This window comes from Vibrio splendidus (genome assembly GCF_002873455.1).
Classification (GTDB): domain Bacteria; phylum Pseudomonadota; class Gammaproteobacteria; order Enterobacterales; family Vibrionaceae; genus Vibrio; species Vibrio splendidus_J.
On sequence record NZ_MCUN01000008.1, the window covers coordinates 1 to 14,413 of the forward strand.

28 protein-coding genes are annotated in these 14,413 nt (G+C 45.0%); all 28 read left to right on the top strand.

From position 1 onward, the window contains the following. The first annotated feature begins 474 nt into the window (after nucleotides 1-474). The 28 genes from rpsJ (at nucleotide 475) to rplQ (ending at nucleotide 14,126) form a co-directional block, all read left to right on the top strand. A complete protein-coding gene (gene rpsJ, locus BCU75_RS06295; protein WP_004736761.1) occupies nucleotides 475-786 on the top strand; it encodes a 30S ribosomal protein S10 in 312 nt (103 codons plus the stop codon). 14 nt (nucleotides 787-800) lie between these two features. Further along, the gene (gene rplC, locus BCU75_RS06300) at nucleotides 801-1,430 is read left to right on the top strand and encodes a 50S ribosomal protein L3 (protein ID WP_004736763.1); all 630 of its coding nucleotides are present in this window, start codon (nucleotides 801-803) and stop codon (nucleotides 1,428-1,430) included. A 16-nt stretch (nucleotides 1,431-1,446) separates the two neighbouring features. Continuing rightward, entirely contained in the window at nucleotides 1,447-2,049 is a 603-nt protein-coding gene (gene rplD, locus BCU75_RS06305; protein ID WP_004736764.1) for a 50S ribosomal protein L4, read from the top strand. After that, nucleotides 2,046-2,348, top strand: coding sequence for a 50S ribosomal protein L23 (rplW, locus tag BCU75_RS06310; RefSeq protein WP_004736765.1), 303 nt, complete (start codon nucleotides 2,046-2,048; stop codon nucleotides 2,346-2,348). Before rplD ends, rplW begins: the two co-directional genes overlap by 4 nt. A 14-nt stretch (nucleotides 2,349-2,362) precedes the next feature. Further along, complete coding sequence (gene rplB / locus BCU75_RS06315) at nucleotides 2,363-3,187, top strand: 50S ribosomal protein L2 (RefSeq protein ID WP_017076297.1); 825 nt, start codon at nucleotides 2,363-2,365, stop codon at nucleotides 3,185-3,187. Nucleotides 3,188-3,206: 19 nt separating this feature from the next. Next, nucleotides 3,207-3,485, top strand: a complete 279-nt coding sequence (gene rpsS, locus BCU75_RS06320; RefSeq protein WP_004736729.1) for a 30S ribosomal protein S19 — start codon at nucleotides 3,207-3,209, stop codon at nucleotides 3,483-3,485. A gap of 10 nt (nucleotides 3,486-3,495) precedes the next feature. Next, on the top strand, nucleotides 3,496-3,828 hold the full coding sequence (rplV, locus tag BCU75_RS06325) for a 50S ribosomal protein L22 (RefSeq protein WP_004736732.1): 333 nt from the start codon (nucleotides 3,496-3,498) through the stop codon (nucleotides 3,826-3,828). An 18-nt stretch (nucleotides 3,829-3,846) separates the two neighbouring features. Continuing rightward, nucleotides 3,847-4,545 carry a 30S ribosomal protein S3 gene (rpsC, locus tag BCU75_RS06330; RefSeq protein ID WP_004736734.1) on the top strand — a complete coding sequence of 233 codons (699 nt, stop codon included), beginning with the start codon at nucleotides 3,847-3,849 and terminating at the stop codon, nucleotides 4,543-4,545. A gap of 11 nt (nucleotides 4,546-4,556) precedes the next feature. After that, a complete protein-coding gene (gene rplP / locus BCU75_RS06335; protein ID WP_004736736.1) occupies nucleotides 4,557-4,967 on the top strand; it encodes a 50S ribosomal protein L16 in 411 nt (136 codons plus the stop codon). Continuing rightward, nucleotides 4,967-5,158 carry a 50S ribosomal protein L29 gene (gene rpmC, locus BCU75_RS06340; protein ID WP_004736737.1) on the top strand — a complete coding sequence of 64 codons (192 nt, stop codon included), beginning with the start codon at nucleotides 4,967-4,969 and terminating at the stop codon, nucleotides 5,156-5,158. Before rplP ends, rpmC begins: the two co-directional genes overlap by 1 nt. After that, a complete protein-coding gene (rpsQ, locus tag BCU75_RS06345; RefSeq protein ID WP_004736739.1) occupies nucleotides 5,158-5,412 on the top strand; it encodes a 30S ribosomal protein S17 in 255 nt (84 codons plus the stop codon). The genes rpmC and rpsQ overlap by 1 nt, the downstream gene beginning before the upstream one ends. Before the next feature lie 162 nt (nucleotides 5,413-5,574). Beyond that, nucleotides 5,575-5,946 carry a 50S ribosomal protein L14 gene (rplN, locus tag BCU75_RS06350; protein WP_004736740.1) on the top strand — a complete coding sequence of 124 codons (372 nt, stop codon included), beginning with the start codon at nucleotides 5,575-5,577 and terminating at the stop codon, nucleotides 5,944-5,946. A gap of 11 nt (nucleotides 5,947-5,957) precedes the next feature. Further along, on the top strand, nucleotides 5,958-6,275 hold the full coding sequence (gene rplX, locus BCU75_RS06355; protein ID WP_004736742.1) for a 50S ribosomal protein L24: 318 nt from the start codon (nucleotides 5,958-5,960) through the stop codon (nucleotides 6,273-6,275). A 24-nt stretch (nucleotides 6,276-6,299) separates the two neighbouring features. Then, complete coding sequence (gene rplE / locus BCU75_RS06360; RefSeq protein ID WP_004736744.1) at nucleotides 6,300-6,839, top strand: 50S ribosomal protein L5; 540 nt, start codon at nucleotides 6,300-6,302, stop codon at nucleotides 6,837-6,839. Between the two features lie 16 nt (nucleotides 6,840-6,855). Then, the gene (gene rpsN / locus BCU75_RS06365) at nucleotides 6,856-7,161 is read left to right on the top strand and encodes a 30S ribosomal protein S14 (RefSeq protein WP_004736747.1); all 306 of its coding nucleotides are present in this window, start codon (nucleotides 6,856-6,858) and stop codon (nucleotides 7,159-7,161) included. 29 nt (nucleotides 7,162-7,190) lie between these two features. Beyond that, entirely contained in the window at nucleotides 7,191-7,583 is a 393-nt protein-coding gene (gene rpsH, locus BCU75_RS06370; protein ID WP_004736749.1) for a 30S ribosomal protein S8, read from the top strand. A 10-nt stretch (nucleotides 7,584-7,593) separates the two neighbouring features. Continuing rightward, the gene (gene rplF / locus BCU75_RS06375; protein WP_004736750.1) at nucleotides 7,594-8,127 is read left to right on the top strand and encodes a 50S ribosomal protein L6; all 534 of its coding nucleotides are present in this window, start codon (nucleotides 7,594-7,596) and stop codon (nucleotides 8,125-8,127) included. A 9-nt stretch (nucleotides 8,128-8,136) separates the two neighbouring features. After that, on the top strand, nucleotides 8,137-8,490 hold the full coding sequence (rplR, locus tag BCU75_RS06380) for a 50S ribosomal protein L18 (protein ID WP_004736752.1): 354 nt from the start codon (nucleotides 8,137-8,139) through the stop codon (nucleotides 8,488-8,490). Between the two features lie 14 nt (nucleotides 8,491-8,504). Then, on the top strand, nucleotides 8,505-9,005 hold the full coding sequence (rpsE, locus tag BCU75_RS06385; RefSeq protein ID WP_004736754.1) for a 30S ribosomal protein S5: 501 nt from the start codon (nucleotides 8,505-8,507) through the stop codon (nucleotides 9,003-9,005). A 7-nt stretch (nucleotides 9,006-9,012) separates the two neighbouring features. Then, nucleotides 9,013-9,189, top strand: coding sequence for a 50S ribosomal protein L30 (gene rpmD / locus BCU75_RS06390; protein ID WP_004736756.1), 177 nt, complete (start codon nucleotides 9,013-9,015; stop codon nucleotides 9,187-9,189). A 5-nt stretch (nucleotides 9,190-9,194) separates the two neighbouring features. Continuing rightward, nucleotides 9,195-9,629, top strand: a complete 435-nt coding sequence (gene rplO, locus BCU75_RS06395; protein WP_004736758.1) for a 50S ribosomal protein L15 — start codon at nucleotides 9,195-9,197, stop codon at nucleotides 9,627-9,629. Nucleotides 9,630-9,649: 20 nt separating this feature from the next. Beyond that, nucleotides 9,650-10,984, top strand: a complete 1,335-nt coding sequence (secY, locus tag BCU75_RS06400; RefSeq protein ID WP_004736759.1) for a preprotein translocase subunit SecY — start codon at nucleotides 9,650-9,652, stop codon at nucleotides 10,982-10,984. 41 nt (nucleotides 10,985-11,025) lie between these two features. Continuing rightward, the gene (gene rpmJ / locus BCU75_RS06405; RefSeq protein ID WP_000868186.1) at nucleotides 11,026-11,139 is read left to right on the top strand and encodes a 50S ribosomal protein L36; all 114 of its coding nucleotides are present in this window, start codon (nucleotides 11,026-11,028) and stop codon (nucleotides 11,137-11,139) included. 149 nt (nucleotides 11,140-11,288) lie between these two features. Next, the gene (rpsM, locus tag BCU75_RS06410) at nucleotides 11,289-11,645 is read left to right on the top strand and encodes a 30S ribosomal protein S13 (RefSeq protein ID WP_004738779.1); all 357 of its coding nucleotides are present in this window, start codon (nucleotides 11,289-11,291) and stop codon (nucleotides 11,643-11,645) included. A gap of 19 nt (nucleotides 11,646-11,664) precedes the next feature. Then, nucleotides 11,665-12,054: a 30S ribosomal protein S11 gene (gene rpsK, locus BCU75_RS06415; protein ID WP_004738778.1), complete on the top strand. Its 390-nt coding sequence runs from the start codon at nucleotides 11,665-11,667 to the stop codon at nucleotides 12,052-12,054. 31 nt (nucleotides 12,055-12,085) lie between these two features. After that, nucleotides 12,086-12,706, top strand: coding sequence for a 30S ribosomal protein S4 (gene rpsD, locus BCU75_RS06420; protein ID WP_004729814.1), 621 nt, complete (start codon nucleotides 12,086-12,088; stop codon nucleotides 12,704-12,706). Nucleotides 12,707-12,728: 22 nt separating this feature from the next. After that, nucleotides 12,729-13,721 carry a DNA-directed RNA polymerase subunit alpha gene (locus tag BCU75_RS06425; protein ID WP_004729813.1) on the top strand — a complete coding sequence of 331 codons (993 nt, stop codon included), beginning with the start codon at nucleotides 12,729-12,731 and terminating at the stop codon, nucleotides 13,719-13,721. A 24-nt stretch (nucleotides 13,722-13,745) separates the two neighbouring features. Then, nucleotides 13,746-14,126: a 50S ribosomal protein L17 gene (gene rplQ, locus BCU75_RS06430; protein WP_004729812.1), complete on the top strand. Its 381-nt coding sequence runs from the start codon at nucleotides 13,746-13,748 to the stop codon at nucleotides 14,124-14,126. Nucleotides 14,127-14,413 lie beyond the last annotated feature (287 nt).

Here is a 14,413-nt window from a genome sequence, read left to right on the forward strand (position 1 = left end):
TGGTGTTGTAGCTAAAATCTTCGCTTAATAGCATTTAGATTTTTGCACACTCTTCATTAGAAGAGTACGCATCTGAAAAGGGAAGCTTCGGCTTCCCTTTTGTTATTTATAGAGAAACATTCTTTTACTGCGCGATACTCCACACCTCTCAAAGTCCCTTTTTCAATATATTCCGATTATTTTCCCAGCACTACTTGCATACTAAAGTGTGATCTGTATAATGCATCGCACTGGCTAACGCCGGTTTGTGAACCAATGAGCACTGAGGAGTAGGTCTTACCTAGTAATGTATACTCAGCTTATGTTCGCGGTTAATAAAAATAGTAAACTTCGTGTTTACTTCAAAAGTTAACTGACAATGCGTCCTGATTTTGGATGCTACGGTTTCACATAAATCAATCGGCATTCTCTCGTTATTTCGAGCTTGAGTGGCGATATTGTTTGTGTAATTATTAATAATTGGAGCTCTGTCTCATGCAGAACCAACGTATTCGTATCCGCCTTAAAGCGTTTGATTACAAGCTAATCGATGCTTCAACTGCGGAAATCGTTGAAACAGCAAAACGTACTGGCGCACAGGTTCGTGGTCCTATTCCACTTCCTACTCGTAAAGAGCGTTTCACTGTTCTTACCTCTCCACACGTCAACAAAGATGCACGTGACCAGTACGAAATTCGTACTCACAAGCGTTTGATCGACATCGTTGAGCCAACAGATAAAACTGTTGATGCTCTAATGCGTCTTGATCTTGCAGCTGGCGTTGATGTTCAAATCAGCCTAGGTTAAGGGAGATAAGAATAATGATTGGTCTAGTCGGACGTAAAGTGGGTATGACCCGCGTATTTACTGAAGAAGGCGTTTCTATCCCAGTAACTGTTGTTGAGGTTGAAGCGAACCGTATTTCTCAAGTTAAAACTCTTGAGACAGACGGCTACGCAGCAATCCAAGTAACTACTGGTGCTAAGAAAGCTAACCGTGTAACTAAACCTGAAGCTGGTCACTTCGCGAAAGCGGGTGTAGAAGCAGGTCGCGGTCTTTGGGAATTCCGTTTAGAAAACGGCGAAGAGTTTGAAGTTGGCGCTGAGCTAAACGTAGAACTTTTCAACGAAATTAAAAAAGTAGACGTTACTGGTACATCTAAAGGTAAAGGCTTCCAAGGCGCTATCAAGCGTTGGAATTTCTCTACTCAAGATATGACTCACGGTAACTCTTTGTCTCACCGCGCACCGGGTTCAATTGGCCAATGTCAAACTCCAGGCCGCGTGTTTAAAGGCAAGAAAATGGCAGGTCACATGGGAGCTGAGCGTGTAACGACTCAAAACCTAGAGATCGTACGTGTTGACGCTGAGCGCAATCTACTCCTTATTAAAGGTGCAGTACCAGGCTCAACAGGCGGTAACGTGATCGTAAAACCTGCTGTTAAAGCATAACGTCTAGGAGTAAGTAATGGAATTGATGGTTAAAGGTGCTGATGCACTAACTGTTTCCGAGACTACTTTCGGACGTGACTTTAACGAAGCTCTAGTACACCAAGTAGTTGTTGCATATGCAGCAGGTGCTCGTCAAGGTACTCGTGCTCAAAAGACTCGTTCTGAAGTATCAGGCGGCGGTGCTAAGCCATGGCGCCAAAAAGGTACTGGCCGTGCACGTGCTGGTACAATTCGTAGCCCAATCTGGCGTACAGGTGGTGTTACTTTTGCTGCGAAACCACAAGATCACAGCCAAAAAGTAAACAAAAAAATGTACCGCGGTGCTATGAAGAGCATTCTGTCTGAGTTGATTCGTCAAGAGCGTCTAATCGTTGTTGATAACTTCTCTGTAGAAGCACCAAAAACAAAAGAACTTGTAGCTAAGCTTAAAGAGCTTGAGCTAAACGACGTTCTGATTGTGACTGGCGAAGTAGATGAAAATCTATTCTTAGCTGCTCGTAACCTATACAAAGTAGATGCACGTGATGTTGCTGGTGTTGATCCAGTATCACTAATCGCTTTCGACAAGGTTCTGATGACTGCTGACGCAGTTAAGCAAGTTGAGGAGATGCTAGCATGATCACTGAAGAGCGTATCTTAAAAGTTCTACGTGCTCCGCACATCTCTGAAAAAGCAACTATGGCAGCTGAGAAAGCGAACACTATCGTTTTCAAAGTAGCTAAAGATGCAACTAAGAAAGAGATCAAAGCAGCTGTAGAAAAGCTATTTGAAGTTGAAGTTAAGTCTGTAAATACTCTTGTATTAAAGGGTAAGACCAAACGTCAAGGTATGCGTGAAGGCCGTCGTTCAGACGTTAAGAAAGCCTACGTTACTTTGAAAGAAGGTCAAGATCTTGACTTCGTTGGCGGCGCGGAATAACAGGAGTAGTAAAAATGGCTATTGTTAAATGTAAGCCGACTTCCCCTGGTCGTCGTCACGTCGTTAAAGTTGTTAACGCTGACCTGCACAAGGGTAAGCCATACGCACCACTTTTAGAGAAAAACTCTAAAAACGGTGGTCGTAACAACAACGGTCGTATTACAGTACGTCACATCGGTGGTGGTCATAAGCACCATTACCGTCTGATTGACTTCAAACGTACTAAAGATGGCATCCCAGCGAAAGTTGAGCGTCTAGAATACGATCCAAACCGTAGTGCTAACATCGCTCTAGTTCTGTACGCAGACGGTGAGCGTCGTTACATCATTGCACCTAAAGGTGTTAACGCAGGCGACCAGATTCAATCTGGCGTAGATGCTGCAATCAAAGCAGGTAACACTCTGCCGATGCGCAACATCCCAGTAGGTTCTACTGTACACTGTGTTGAACTTAAGCCTGGTAAAGGTGCACAACTAGCTCGTTCGGCTGGTGCTTATGCTCAAATCATCGCTCGCGATGGTGCATACGTAACTATCCGTCTACGTTCTGGTGAAATGCGCAAAGTACTTTCTGAAGGTCGTGCAACGATCGGTGAAGTTGGTAACTCTGAGCATATGCTACGTGAACTTGGTAAAGCTGGTGCTTCACGCTGGCGCGGCGTACGTCCAACCGTACGTGGTGTAGTAATGAACCCGGTGGATCACCCACATGGTGGTGGTGAAGGCCGCACATCTGGTGGTCGTCACCCAGTATCTCCTTGGGGCGTTCCTACTAAGGGCTTCAAGACTCGTAAGAATAAGCGCACTGACAAGTACATCGTACGTCGTCGCACTAAATAATTTATAAAGAGGAATCGCCATGCCACGTTCTCTCAAGAAAGGTCCTTTTATTGACCTACACTTGCTGAAGAAGGTAGAGAAAGCGGTGGAAAGCGGAGACAAAAAGCCTATTAAGACTTGGTCCCGTCGCTCAATGATCATCCCAACAATGATTGGTTTGACCATCGCTGTCCATAATGGTCGTCAGCACGTCCCTGTTTTCGTTACCGAAGAAATGATCGGTCACAAACTAGGCGAATTTGCACCAACTCGTACTTATCGCGGTCATGCTGCAGATAAGAAAGCTAAGAAGAAATAAGGAGTAGATGATGGAAGCTTTAGCTAAACATAACTTTGCTCGTATTTCTCCACAGAAAGCTCGCTTAGTTGCAGACCAAATTCGCGGTAAGTCGGTAGACCAGGCTCTAGAAATTCTAACTTTCAGCAACAAAAAAGCTGCTGTTTTAGTTAAGAAAGTTCTTGAGTCAGCTATCGCTAACGCGGAACATAACGAAGGTGCAGATATCGACGATCTAAATGTCGCTAAAATCTTCGTAGATGAGGGCCCTATCATGAAGCGTATTATGCCTCGTGCTAAAGGCCGTGCGGATCGTATCTTGAAGCGTTCAAGCCACATCACTATTGTTGTAGCAGATCGCTAAAGACTAGGAGAGTAAGCAATGGGTCAGAAAGTACATCCTAATGGTATTCGTCTTGGCATCGTCAAGCCTTGGAATGCTACATGGTTTGCTAATACCAACGAATTCGCTGACAACCTAGACGGCGACTTCAAGGTACGTCAGTTCCTTACCAAGGAACTACAAAAAGCATCATTATCTCGTATCGTTATCGAGCGTCCAGCGAAGAGCATCCGTGTGACTATTCACACAGCTCGTCCTGGCGTTGTTATCGGTAAGAAAGGTGAAGACGTAGAGAAGCTACGCGCAGCTGTAGCTAAAATCGCAGGTGTACCAGCGCAAATTAACATCGCTGAAGTACGTAAGCCTGAGCTAGATGGTCAGCTTGTAGCTGATAGCATCGCGTCTCAACTAGAGCGTCGTGTTATGTTCCGTCGTGCAATGAAGCGTGCGGTACAAAATGCTATGCGTCTAGGCGCTAAAGGCATCAAAGTACAAGTAGGCGGCCGTCTTGGCGGTGCTGAAATCGCACGTTCAGAGTGGTACCGTGAAGGCCGTGTGCCTCTACACACTCTACGTGCAGACATTGATTACGCAACTTCTTCGGCTCACACTCAATACGGTGTGATCGGCATTAAAGTTTGGATCTTCAAAGGTGAGATTCTAGGCGGTATGCCAGCTGCTAACGCAGTAGAGCCAAAAGGCGATAAGCCTAAGAAGCAGCGTAAAGGCCGTAAGTAAGGAGTCGAACGATGCTACAACCAAAACGTACTAAGTTCCGCAAGGTTATGACTGGTCGTAACCGTGGTCTAGCTAAAGGTACTGAAGTAAGCTTCGGCGAATTCGGTCTTAAAGCTGTTGGCCGTGGTCGTCTGACTGCACGTCAAATCGAAGCGGCACGTCGTGCTATGACACGTCACATTAAGCGTCAAGGTCAAATCTGGATCCGTGTTTTCCCAGACAAACCAATTACTGAAAAGCCTCTTGAAGTTCGTCAAGGTAAAGGTAAAGGTTCAGTTGCGTACTGGGTTGCTCAAATCCAACCAGGCAAAGTTATGTACGAGATGAATGGCGTACCTGAAGAGTTGGCACGTGAAGCGTTCCGCCTAGCGGCGCGTAAACTGCCTGTTAAAACTACTTTTGTAACTAAGCAGGTGATGTGATGAAAGCACAAGATCTACGCGAAAAGAACGTTGAAGAGCTTAACGCTGAGCTATTGAATTTGCTACGTGAACAGTTCAACTTGCGCATGCAAGCTGCAACTGGTCAACTTCAGCAAACTCATACTCTAAAAGCTGTACGCCGTGACATCGCACGTGTGAAAACTGTTTTGACTGAAAAGGCAGGCGCATAATGAGCGAAACTAACCGCATCCAGCAAGGCCGTGTAGTAAGTGACAAGATGGACAAGTCTATCGTTGTTGCTATTGAGCGTACTGTAAAACACCCAATTTACGGTAAGTTCATCAAACGCACGACTAAAGTACACGCACACGACGAAGACAACACTTGTGGCCTAGGCGACAAAGTTGAAATCGCTGAGTGTCGTCCTCTGTCTAAGACTAAGTCTTGGACATTGGTTAAAGTTCTAGAAAAAGCGAAGATTTAATCTTTGTGATTCTATAACTTATAAGCGGCTCCAAATTATTTTTTGGAGCCGCTTGTTTTTTGTCTACCCAATTTAAAAAAAGGGTGGTACAATTCGCGTCCCTTTTAAAGAGGCAGCCCGACCCGAGAGGGTCTAGTTTTAATATTTAGCGGAGCACTAACAATGATCCAGATGCAAAGTACACTTGACGCAGCAGATAACTCTGGCGCGCGCAAGGTAATGTGTATTAAGGTTCTGGGTGGCTCTCACCGCCGTTATGCACATATCGGTGACGTCATCAAGGTTACAGTGAAGGAAGCGATTCCTCGCGGTAAAGTAAAGAAAGGTGATGTTCTGAAGGCGGTAGTAGTGCGCACCCGTAAAGGCGTTCGTCGCCCAGACGGTTCTGTCATTCGCTTCGACAGTAATGCTTGTGTATTGTTAAATGACACTACTGAGCAACCAGTCGGCACACGTATCTTTGGTCCTGTGACTCGTGAACTTCGTAACGCGAAATTCATGAAGATTGTATCACTTGCACCTGAAGTTCTGTAAGGAGCGGCAACATGGCAGCTAAAATCCGTCGTAATGACGAAGTAATCATTCTTGCTGGTAAAGATAAAGGCAAGAAAGGTAAAGTAACTAAGGTTCTGACAACTGGTAAAGTTGTTGTTGAAGGCATCAATCTTGTTAAAAAACACCAAAAGCCGGTTCCGGCTCTAGGTCAACAAGGTGGCATCGTTGAACAAGAAGCAGCTATTGATGCTTCTAACGTTGCAGTCTTTAACGCGGCTACTGGTAAAGCAGACCGTATCGGTTTCCGTATCGAAGATGGCAAGAAAGTTCGTTTCTTCAAATCTAACGGCGAAACTGTTTCTAACTAATTAGAAGTAATTTGGAGTTCTACTATGGCGAAACTGCATGATTACTACAAGTCGTCTGTAGTCGCTGAGCTTACCAAAGAGTTCAGCTACACAAGCGTCATGCAAGTCCCTAGGATTGAGAAAATCACCCTAAACATGGGCGTTGGTGAAGCAATCAACGATAAGAAACTGCTAGAAAACGCAGCATCTGATATGGCAACGATCTCTGGTCAAAAGCCTCTTATCACGAAAGCGCGTAAATCTGTAGCTGGTTTCAAAATTCGTGAAGGCTACCCAATTGGTTGTAAAGTAACCTTGCGTGGTGAGCGCATGTGGGAATTTTTAGAGCGTTTAATCTCTATCGCACTTCCACGTGTACGTGATTTCCGTGGTGTTAGCGCTAAGTCTTTTGACGGACGCGGTAACTACAGCATGGGCGTTCGCGAGCAAATCATCTTTCCGGAAATCGACTACGATAAAGTCGATCGTGTCCGCGGTCTTGATATTACTATCACGACATCTGCGGGATCCGATGAGGAAGGCCGAGCTCTGCTGGCTGCCTTTAACTTCCCATTCCGTAAGTAAGGGTAGGGTTACTGTTATGGCTAAACAATCAATGAAAGCACGTGAAGCTAAACGTGCAAAACTAGTAGTTAAGTTCGCTGAAAAGCGTTCTGCGCTAAAAGTTATCATTAGCGATGTAAACGCATCTGAAGAAGATCGTTGGAATGCGGTTCTTAAACTGCAATCTCTTCCACGTGATTCAAGTGCATCACGTCAGCGCAACCGTTGCAACCAAACTGGTCGTCCACACGGTTACCTACGTAAATTCGGTCTAAGCCGCATTAAGGTTCGTGAAGCTTGCATGAAAGGCGAGATTCCGGGTCTTCGTAAGGCTAGCTGGTAATTGCCACTTAATCATTTGGAGTAAATCTTATGAGCATGCAAGATCCGATTTCGGATATGCTGACCCGAGTTCGTAACGGTCAGGCAGCAAATAAAGTTGCTGTAAAAATGCCTTCTTCAAAGCTTAAAGTTGCAATTGCTGCATTACTTAAAGCTGAAGGTTACATCGTAGACTTCGCTGTTGACAGCGAAGTAAAACCTGAGCTAGAAGTTACTCTTAAGTACTTCCAAGCTAAACCTGTAATCGAGCAAATCAAGCGTGTATCACGTCCTGGTCTAAGAGTTTATAAAAATAAAGACTCTTTACCTACAGTGATGGGTGGTCTTGGTATTGCAGTTGTTTCTACTTCCAAGGGTCTGATGTCTGACCGTGCTGCTCGCAAAGCAGGTCTTGGCGGTGAAATCATCTGTTACGTAGCTTAAGGAGTAGATTATGTCTCGTGTTGCTAAAGCACCTGTCGCTATTCCAGCTGGCGTAGAGGTGAAACTAAACGGCCAAGAAGTTACTGTAAAAGGTAGCAAAGGTGAGCTTACTCGCGTTCTTAACAGCGCCGTAGTTATTGCACAGGAAGAAAACAACCTAACTTTCGGTCCGAAAGAAGGTGTTACTAACGCATGGGCACAGGCTGGTACAGCTCGCGCTCTAGTTAATAACATGGTTGTGGGTGTTACTCAGGGCTTCGTTAAGAAGTTAACTCTTAAAGGTGTTGGTTACCGTGCTGCTATCAAAGGCAACTCTGTAGGTCTAACACTAGGCTTTTCTCACCCAGTAGAGCACGCTCTACCTGAAGGTATTAAAGCTGAGTGCCCTAGCCAAACTGAGATCATTATTACTGGTTGCGATAAGCAAGTAGTAGGTCAAGTTGCGGCTGACATTCGTTCTTACCGTGCTCCTGAACCTTATAAAGGTAAAGGTGTTCGTTACGCAGATGAAAATGTGCGTACTAAAGAAGCTAAGAAGAAGTAAGGTATCACTATGGATAAGAAAGCATCTCGCATCCGTCGTGCTACACGTGCACGTCGTAAGATTGCAGAACTTGGCGCAACTCGCTTGGTAGTACACCGTACTCCTCGCCATGTTTACGCTCAAGTTATCTCGGCAAACGGCTCTGAGGTTATCGCAGCTGCTTCTACTGTAGAAAAAGCGATCCGTGAGCAAGTTAAGAACACTAGTAACGTTGATGCAGCTAAAGCAGTTGGTAAAGCTGTTGCTGAGCGCGCTCTTGAAAAAGGCGTAGCTACAGTTGCATTTGATCGTTCTGGTTTCCAATACCACGGTCGAGTAGCGGCGCTAGCAGATTCTGCTCGCGAAGCTGGTCTGAAATTCTAAGGTAGGGTTGGAAGATGGCTAAAGAACAACAACAAGCTAATGATTTGCAAGAAAAGCTGATCGCTGTTAACCGTGTATCTAAGACGGTTAAAGGTGGTCGAATCATGAGCTTCACTGCACTAACAGTAGTTGGTGACGGTAATGGTCGCGTAGGTTTCGGTTACGGCAAAGCTCGTGAAGTACCTGCTGCGATTCAAAAAGCAATGGAAAAAGCGCGTCGTAACATGGTTACTGTTGCGCTTAACGAAGGCACTCTTCACCACCCGGTGAAAGGTCGTCATTCGGGCTCTAAAGTTTACATGCAGCCAGCTGCTGAAGGTACAGGTGTTATTGCCGGTGGTGCAATGCGTGCCGTACTTGAAGTTGCAGGCGTACATAACGTACTTTCTAAAGCATACGGTTCAACGAACCCTATCAACGTTGTTCGCGCAACGATTGGTGCTCTAGTAGACGTTAAGTCACCAGAAATGGTTGCTGCTAAACGTGGTCTAACTGTTGAATCTATTTCGGAGTAAGAACACGATGGCAACTATTAAAGTAACTCAAACTAAAAGCTCAATTGGTCGCCTACCTAAGCACAAAGCGTGTCTTAAAGGTCTAGGTCTTCGTCGCATCAACCATACAGTAGAACTTGAAGATACACCGTGCGTACGCGGTATGATCAACAAGGTTTACTACATGGTTAAGATTGAGGAGTAATCAGAATGCGTTTGAATACTCTATCACCGGCTGCTGGCTCTAAACCTTCTAAGAAGCGTGTAGGTCGTGGTATCGGTTCTGGCCTTGGTAAAACAGGTGGCCGCGGTCACAAAGGTCAAAAGTCACGTTCTGGCGGCTCTGTTCGTCCAGGTTTTGAAGGCGGTCAAATGCCTCTAAAACAACGTCTACCTAAATTCGGTTTCACTTCTCGTAAGAGTCTAGTGTCTGCTGAAGTTCGTCTAGCTGAGCTAGCGAAAGTAACAGGTGACGTAGTTGATCTTAACAGCCTTAAAGCTGCTAACGTTATCACTAAGAACATCGAGTTTGTTAAGATCGTTCTTTCTGGTGACCTAAGTAAAGCTGTGACTGTTAAAGGTCTACGCGTGACTAAAGGCGCTAAAGCTGCAATCGAAGCTGCAGGCGGTAAAATCGAGGAATAATCTCGAGGAACGAGGTACAGATGGCTAAGAAACCAGGAAAAGATTTTCGTAGTGCTCAGAGCGGCTTAAGTGAACTAAAGTCGCGCTTATTATTCGTAATTGGTGCACTTTTAGTATTCCGAGCCGGCTCTTTTGTGCCGATCCCTGGTATTGACGCAGCTGTACTTGCCGATTTGTTCGATCAGCAAAAAGGTACCATCGTAGAAATGTTTAACATGTTCTCCGGTGGTGCTCTTGAGCGTGCATCTATATTAGCATTGGGTATCATGCCGTACATTTCGGCATCGATCGTAGTCCAATTGCTAACTGTAGTTCATCCAGCGTTAGCGGAACTCAAGAAAGAGGGTGAAGCAGGCCGTCGTAAGATAAGCCAATATACACGCTACGGCACGCTTGTACTTGCAACATTCCAAGCTATTGGTATCGCAACAGGCTTACCAAACATGGTCGACAATCTGGTTGTTATCAACCAAACCATGTTTACGCTTATTGCTACCGTGAGTTTAGTAACTGGTACCATGTTTTTGATGTGGTTAGGTGAACAAATCACTGAGCGAGGAATTGGTAATGGTATTTCCATTCTGATTTTTGCAGGTATTGTTGCTGGATTGCCTTCTGCAATCGGTCAAACAATCGAGCAAGCGCGTCAAGGTGAATTGCATGTGCTTCTTCTGTTGTTTATCGCGGTATTGTCTTTTGCTGTAATTTACTTCGTGGTTTTCATGGAGCGTGGTCAACGTCGTATCGTCGTTAACTATGCGAAGCGTCAACAAGGTCGTAAAGTGTTTGCAGCACAAAGTTCTCATTTGCCACTTAAGATTAATATGGCAGGTGTTATACCAGCGATATTTGCATCAAGTATTATTTTGTTCCCAGGAACATTAGCGCAATGGTTTGGTCAAAATGGTGAAAGCAGCGCGTTCGGTTGGTTAACTGACGTGTCATTAGCTCTTAGCCCAGGTCAACCGTTGTATGTAATGCTTTATGCAGCAGCTATAATCTTCTTCTGTTTCTTCTATACAGCGTTGGTGTTTAACCCACGTGAAACAGCTGATAACTTGAAGAAGTCTGGTGCATTCGTACCCGGTATCCGCCCAGGTGAGCAGACAGCGAAATATATCGATAAAGTGATGACTAGACTAACCCTTGCAGGCGCTCTATACATTACTTTTATATGTCTGATTCCTGAGTTCATGATGGTCGCGTGGAACGTTCGTTTCTACTTTGGCGGCACTTCCCTACTAATCGTAGTGGTTGTTATCATGGATTTCATGGCACAGGTACAGACTCATCTGATGTCACAACAGTATGATTCTGTGTTAAAGAAAGCGAATCTGAAAGGTTACGGCCGTTAATTCGGTAGTAATTATTTCGATTCCATTTACGGAGTTTAGCAATGAAAGTTCGTGCTTCCGTTAAAAAAATCTGCCGTAACTGTAAAGTTATCAAGCGTAACGGTGTCGTTCGCGTGATTTGCAGTGAGCCAAAGCATAAGCAACGCCAAGGCTAATCAGCAGAAATTTTTACTTGAAATACTAGGTAGAGTCGAGTATATTCCTCGGCCTACCTTTTGCGTGCAAAAGAAGTAGTATGCCGCAGCGTATCCATAACGGGCTTTGCTGCGGATAATTCTTTTATGAACCCCCTTAGGAGTGAATAATGGCCCGTATAGCCGGCATTAACATTCCTGATCATAAGCATTCTGTAATTGCACTTACTGCAATCTACGGTATTGGCAAAACTCGCTCTCAAGCTATTCTAGCTGAAGTGGGTATTGCTGAAGATGCTAAGATCAGTGAACTAACTGAAGAGCAGATCGATCAACTGCGTGATGGTGTAGCTAAATACACTGTAGAAGGTGATCTACGTCGTGAAGTATCGATGAACATCAAGCGTCTTATGGACCTTGGCTGTTACCGCGGTCTTCGTCATCGTCGCAGTCTACCACTACGTGGACAGCGTACTAAAACCAACGCTCGCACCCGTAAGGGTCCGCGCAAGCCGATCAAGAAATAGTCGGATAAGGTAGAGTACAATGGCAAAACAACCAACTCGCGCGCGTAAGCGCGTACGCAAGCAAGTAGCTGATGGCGTAGCGCACATTCATGCTTCTTTCAACAACACAATCGTAACTATCACTGACCGCCAAGGCAACGCTCTTGCATGGGCTACAGCAGGTGGTTCAGGTTTCCGTGGTTCTCGTAAATCTACTCCGTTCGCAGCACAAGTTGCAGCTGAGCGTTGTGGTGAAATGGCTAAAGAATATGGCCTAAAGAACTTGGAAGTTATGGTTAAGGGTCCAGGTCCAGGTCGCGAATCTACTGTTCGTGCACTGAACGCTGCTGGTTTCCGTATCACTAACATTGTTGATGCGACACCAATCCCTCATAACGGTTGTCGTCCACCTAAGAAACGTCGCGTTTAAGTTTCGTTTCTAGGAATATTGGAGAAAGATCATGGCAAGATATTTGGGTCCTAAGCTGAAGCTTAGCCGTCGCGAAGGTACTGACTTATTCCTTAAGTCTGGTGTCCGTGCGATCGATACCAAGTGTAAAATTGATAACGCACCAGGTGTACACGGCGCTCGTCGCGGTCGTCTATCTGAGTATGGCGTTCAGCTTCGTGAGAAGCAAAAAGTTCGTCGTATCTACGGCGTTCTAGAAAAACAATTCCGCAACTACTACAAAGAAGCTGCACGTCTTAAAGGCAACACAGGTGCAAACCTGCTTCAGCTTCTTGAAGGTCGTCTTGATAACGTAGTTTACCGTATGGGCTTTGGCGCTACTCGTGCTGAATCTCGTCAACTAGTTAGCCACAAGTCTGTTCTAGTTAACGGTAAAGTTGTAAACGTTCCTTCTTTCAAAGTAGCGGCAAACGACGTTGTTTCTATCCGCGAGAAAGCTAAACAGCAATCTCGTATTAAAGCGGCTCTAGAAGTTGCTGAACAACGTGAAAAGCCAACTTGGATTGAAGTAGATGCTAGCAAAATGGAAGGTACATTCAAGCGTATGCCTGAGCGTTCTGACCTATCAGCTGACATCAATGAACACTTGATCGTCGAACTTTACTCTAAGTAAGGTTAAAAAAAGAGAGGACACAATGCAGGGTTCTGTAACAGAATTTCTTAAGCCGCGTCTTGTTGACATTGAACAGATCAATACGACACACGCGAAAGTAACTCTTGAGCCATTAGAGCGCGGTTTCGGCCACACTCTAGGTAATGCTCTTCGCCGCATTCTTCTATCTTCTATGCCGGGTTGTGCCGTAACAGAAGTTGAAATTGAAGGTGTGCTACACGAATACAGCACTAAAGAAGGCGTTCAGGAAGATATCCTGGAAATCCTTCTAAACCTTAAAGGTTTAGCTGTACGCGTTGCTGAAGGCAAAGATGAAGTGTTTATTACACTGAACAAATCAGGCTCAGGCCCTGTTGTTGCAGGTGACATCACCCACGATGGTGATGTAGAGATCGCTAACCCTGAGCACGTAATTTGTCACCTAACGGATGACAATGCTGAGATCGCTATGCGTATCAAAGTAGAACGTGGTCGTGGTTACGTTCCAGCTTCAGCTCGTATCCATACTGAAGAAGATGAGCGTCCTATCGGTCGTCTATTAGTTGACGCTACTTACAGCCCGGTTGATAAAATCGCCTATGCTGTAGAAGCGGCACGTGTAGAACAACGTACCGATTTAGATAAGCTTGTTATCGATATGGAAACGAACGGTACTCTAGAACCTGAGGAAGCAATCCGTCGTGCAGCTACTATTTTAGCTGAACAACTGGATGCGTTCGTAGATCTTCGTGATGTACGTGTACCTGAGGAGAAGGAAGAGAAGCCAGAATTCGATCCTATCCTACTACGTCCTGTAGACGATCTTGAACTAACAGTTCGCTCTGCTAACTGTTTGAAAGCAGAAGCGATTCACTACATCGGTGATCTTGTACAGCGCACTGAGGTTGAGCTACTTAAAACGCCAAACCTTGGTAAGAAATCTCTTACAGAGATTAAAGATGTGCTTGCTTCACGTGGTCTTTCTCTAGGCATGCGCCTAGAAAACTGGCCACCAGCGTCAATCGCTGAAGATTAATCGAAAAGTTAGAAGGATTAGGTCATGCGCCATCGTAAAAGTGGTCGTCAACTCAACCGCAACAGCAGTCATCGCAAAGCGATGTTCAGCAACATGGCTAGCTCTCTTGTTCGTCACGAAGTTATTAAAACTACCGTGCCTAAAGCAAAAGAACTACGTCGCGTAATTGAGCCATTGATTACCCTAGCTAAGACAGACAGTGTTGCTAACCGTCGTCTTGCATTTGCTCGCACTCGTGATAACGAAGTTGTGGCAAAACTATTTAATGAACTAGGCCCGCGTTTCGCGGCTCGCCAAGGTGGTTACACTCGCATTCTTAAATGTGGTTTCCGTACTGGTGATAAAGCTCCAATGGCTTACATTGAGCTTGTAGACCGCCCAGCTGCTGAAGAAGCTGCTGAGTAATCTAGACTAGATTCTTAATACAAAAAGCCGAGCATTAGCTCGGCTTTTTTTGTTTTTGTCGATCGAAAAATTGCACCACGATATTTGGCATTTTTACTTGCCTGAACTGCTCTATTTTTAAAAATATCATCATATCTCATATCTCATATCTCATATCTCATATCTCATATCTCATATCTCATATCTCTAATATCTTTTCTTCCACGCACAAAAAAGAGCACCGAAGTGCTCTTACAATATTCTTCAACTAATCGCTAATCGCTAATCGCTAATCGTTTATCGCGATG

Excerpts from the sequence above, each read along its gene's own strand:
- rplW (WP_004736765.1), top strand. The coding sequence starts at position 2,046 with ATGATCACTGAAGAGCGTATCTTAAAAGTTCTACGTGCTCCGCACATC.
- rplC (WP_004736763.1), top strand. The coding sequence starts at position 801 with ATGATTGGTCTAGTCGGACGTAAAGTGGGTATGACCCGCGTATTTACT.
- BCU75_RS06425 (WP_004729813.1), top strand. The coding sequence starts at position 12,729 with ATGCAGGGTTCTGTAACAGAATTTCTTAAGCCGCGTCTTGTTGACATT.
- rpmC (WP_004736737.1), top strand. The coding sequence starts at position 4,967 with ATGAAAGCACAAGATCTACGCGAAAAGAACGTTGAAGAGCTTAACGCT.
- rplD (WP_004736764.1), top strand. The coding sequence starts at position 1,447 with ATGGAATTGATGGTTAAAGGTGCTGATGCACTAACTGTTTCCGAGACT.
- rplB (WP_017076297.1), top strand. The coding sequence starts at position 2,363 with ATGGCTATTGTTAAATGTAAGCCGACTTCCCCTGGTCGTCGTCACGTC.
- rpsD (WP_004729814.1), top strand. The coding sequence starts at position 12,086 with ATGGCAAGATATTTGGGTCCTAAGCTGAAGCTTAGCCGTCGCGAAGGT.
- rplR (WP_004736752.1), top strand. The coding sequence starts at position 8,137 with ATGGATAAGAAAGCATCTCGCATCCGTCGTGCTACACGTGCACGTCGT.
- rpsH (WP_004736749.1), top strand. The coding sequence starts at position 7,191 with ATGAGCATGCAAGATCCGATTTCGGATATGCTGACCCGAGTTCGTAAC.
- rpsJ (WP_004736761.1), top strand. The coding sequence starts at position 475 with ATGCAGAACCAACGTATTCGTATCCGCCTTAAAGCGTTTGATTACAAG.
- rplV (WP_004736732.1), top strand. The coding sequence starts at position 3,496 with ATGGAAGCTTTAGCTAAACATAACTTTGCTCGTATTTCTCCACAGAAA.
- rplQ (WP_004729812.1), top strand. The coding sequence starts at position 13,746 with ATGCGCCATCGTAAAAGTGGTCGTCAACTCAACCGCAACAGCAGTCAT.
- secY (WP_004736759.1), top strand. The coding sequence starts at position 9,650 with ATGGCTAAGAAACCAGGAAAAGATTTTCGTAGTGCTCAGAGCGGCTTA.
- rpmD (WP_004736756.1), top strand. The coding sequence starts at position 9,013 with ATGGCAACTATTAAAGTAACTCAAACTAAAAGCTCAATTGGTCGCCTA.
- rpsC (WP_004736734.1), top strand. The coding sequence starts at position 3,847 with ATGGGTCAGAAAGTACATCCTAATGGTATTCGTCTTGGCATCGTCAAG.
- rpmJ (WP_000868186.1), top strand. The coding sequence starts at position 11,026 with ATGAAAGTTCGTGCTTCCGTTAAAAAAATCTGCCGTAACTGTAAAGTT.
- rplE (WP_004736744.1), top strand. The coding sequence starts at position 6,300 with ATGGCGAAACTGCATGATTACTACAAGTCGTCTGTAGTCGCTGAGCTT.
- rpsN (WP_004736747.1), top strand. The coding sequence starts at position 6,856 with ATGGCTAAACAATCAATGAAAGCACGTGAAGCTAAACGTGCAAAACTA.
- rplO (WP_004736758.1), top strand. The coding sequence starts at position 9,195 with ATGCGTTTGAATACTCTATCACCGGCTGCTGGCTCTAAACCTTCTAAG.
- rplP (WP_004736736.1), top strand. The coding sequence starts at position 4,557 with ATGCTACAACCAAAACGTACTAAGTTCCGCAAGGTTATGACTGGTCGT.
- rpsM (WP_004738779.1), top strand. The coding sequence starts at position 11,289 with ATGGCCCGTATAGCCGGCATTAACATTCCTGATCATAAGCATTCTGTA.
- rplN (WP_004736740.1), top strand. The coding sequence starts at position 5,575 with ATGATCCAGATGCAAAGTACACTTGACGCAGCAGATAACTCTGGCGCG.
- rpsS (WP_004736729.1), top strand. The coding sequence starts at position 3,207 with ATGCCACGTTCTCTCAAGAAAGGTCCTTTTATTGACCTACACTTGCTG.
- rpsQ (WP_004736739.1), top strand. The coding sequence starts at position 5,158 with ATGAGCGAAACTAACCGCATCCAGCAAGGCCGTGTAGTAAGTGACAAG.
- rplX (WP_004736742.1), top strand. The coding sequence starts at position 5,958 with ATGGCAGCTAAAATCCGTCGTAATGACGAAGTAATCATTCTTGCTGGT.
- rplF (WP_004736750.1), top strand. The coding sequence starts at position 7,594 with ATGTCTCGTGTTGCTAAAGCACCTGTCGCTATTCCAGCTGGCGTAGAG.
- rpsK (WP_004738778.1), top strand. The coding sequence starts at position 11,665 with ATGGCAAAACAACCAACTCGCGCGCGTAAGCGCGTACGCAAGCAAGTA.
- rpsE (WP_004736754.1), top strand. The coding sequence starts at position 8,505 with ATGGCTAAAGAACAACAACAAGCTAATGATTTGCAAGAAAAGCTGATC.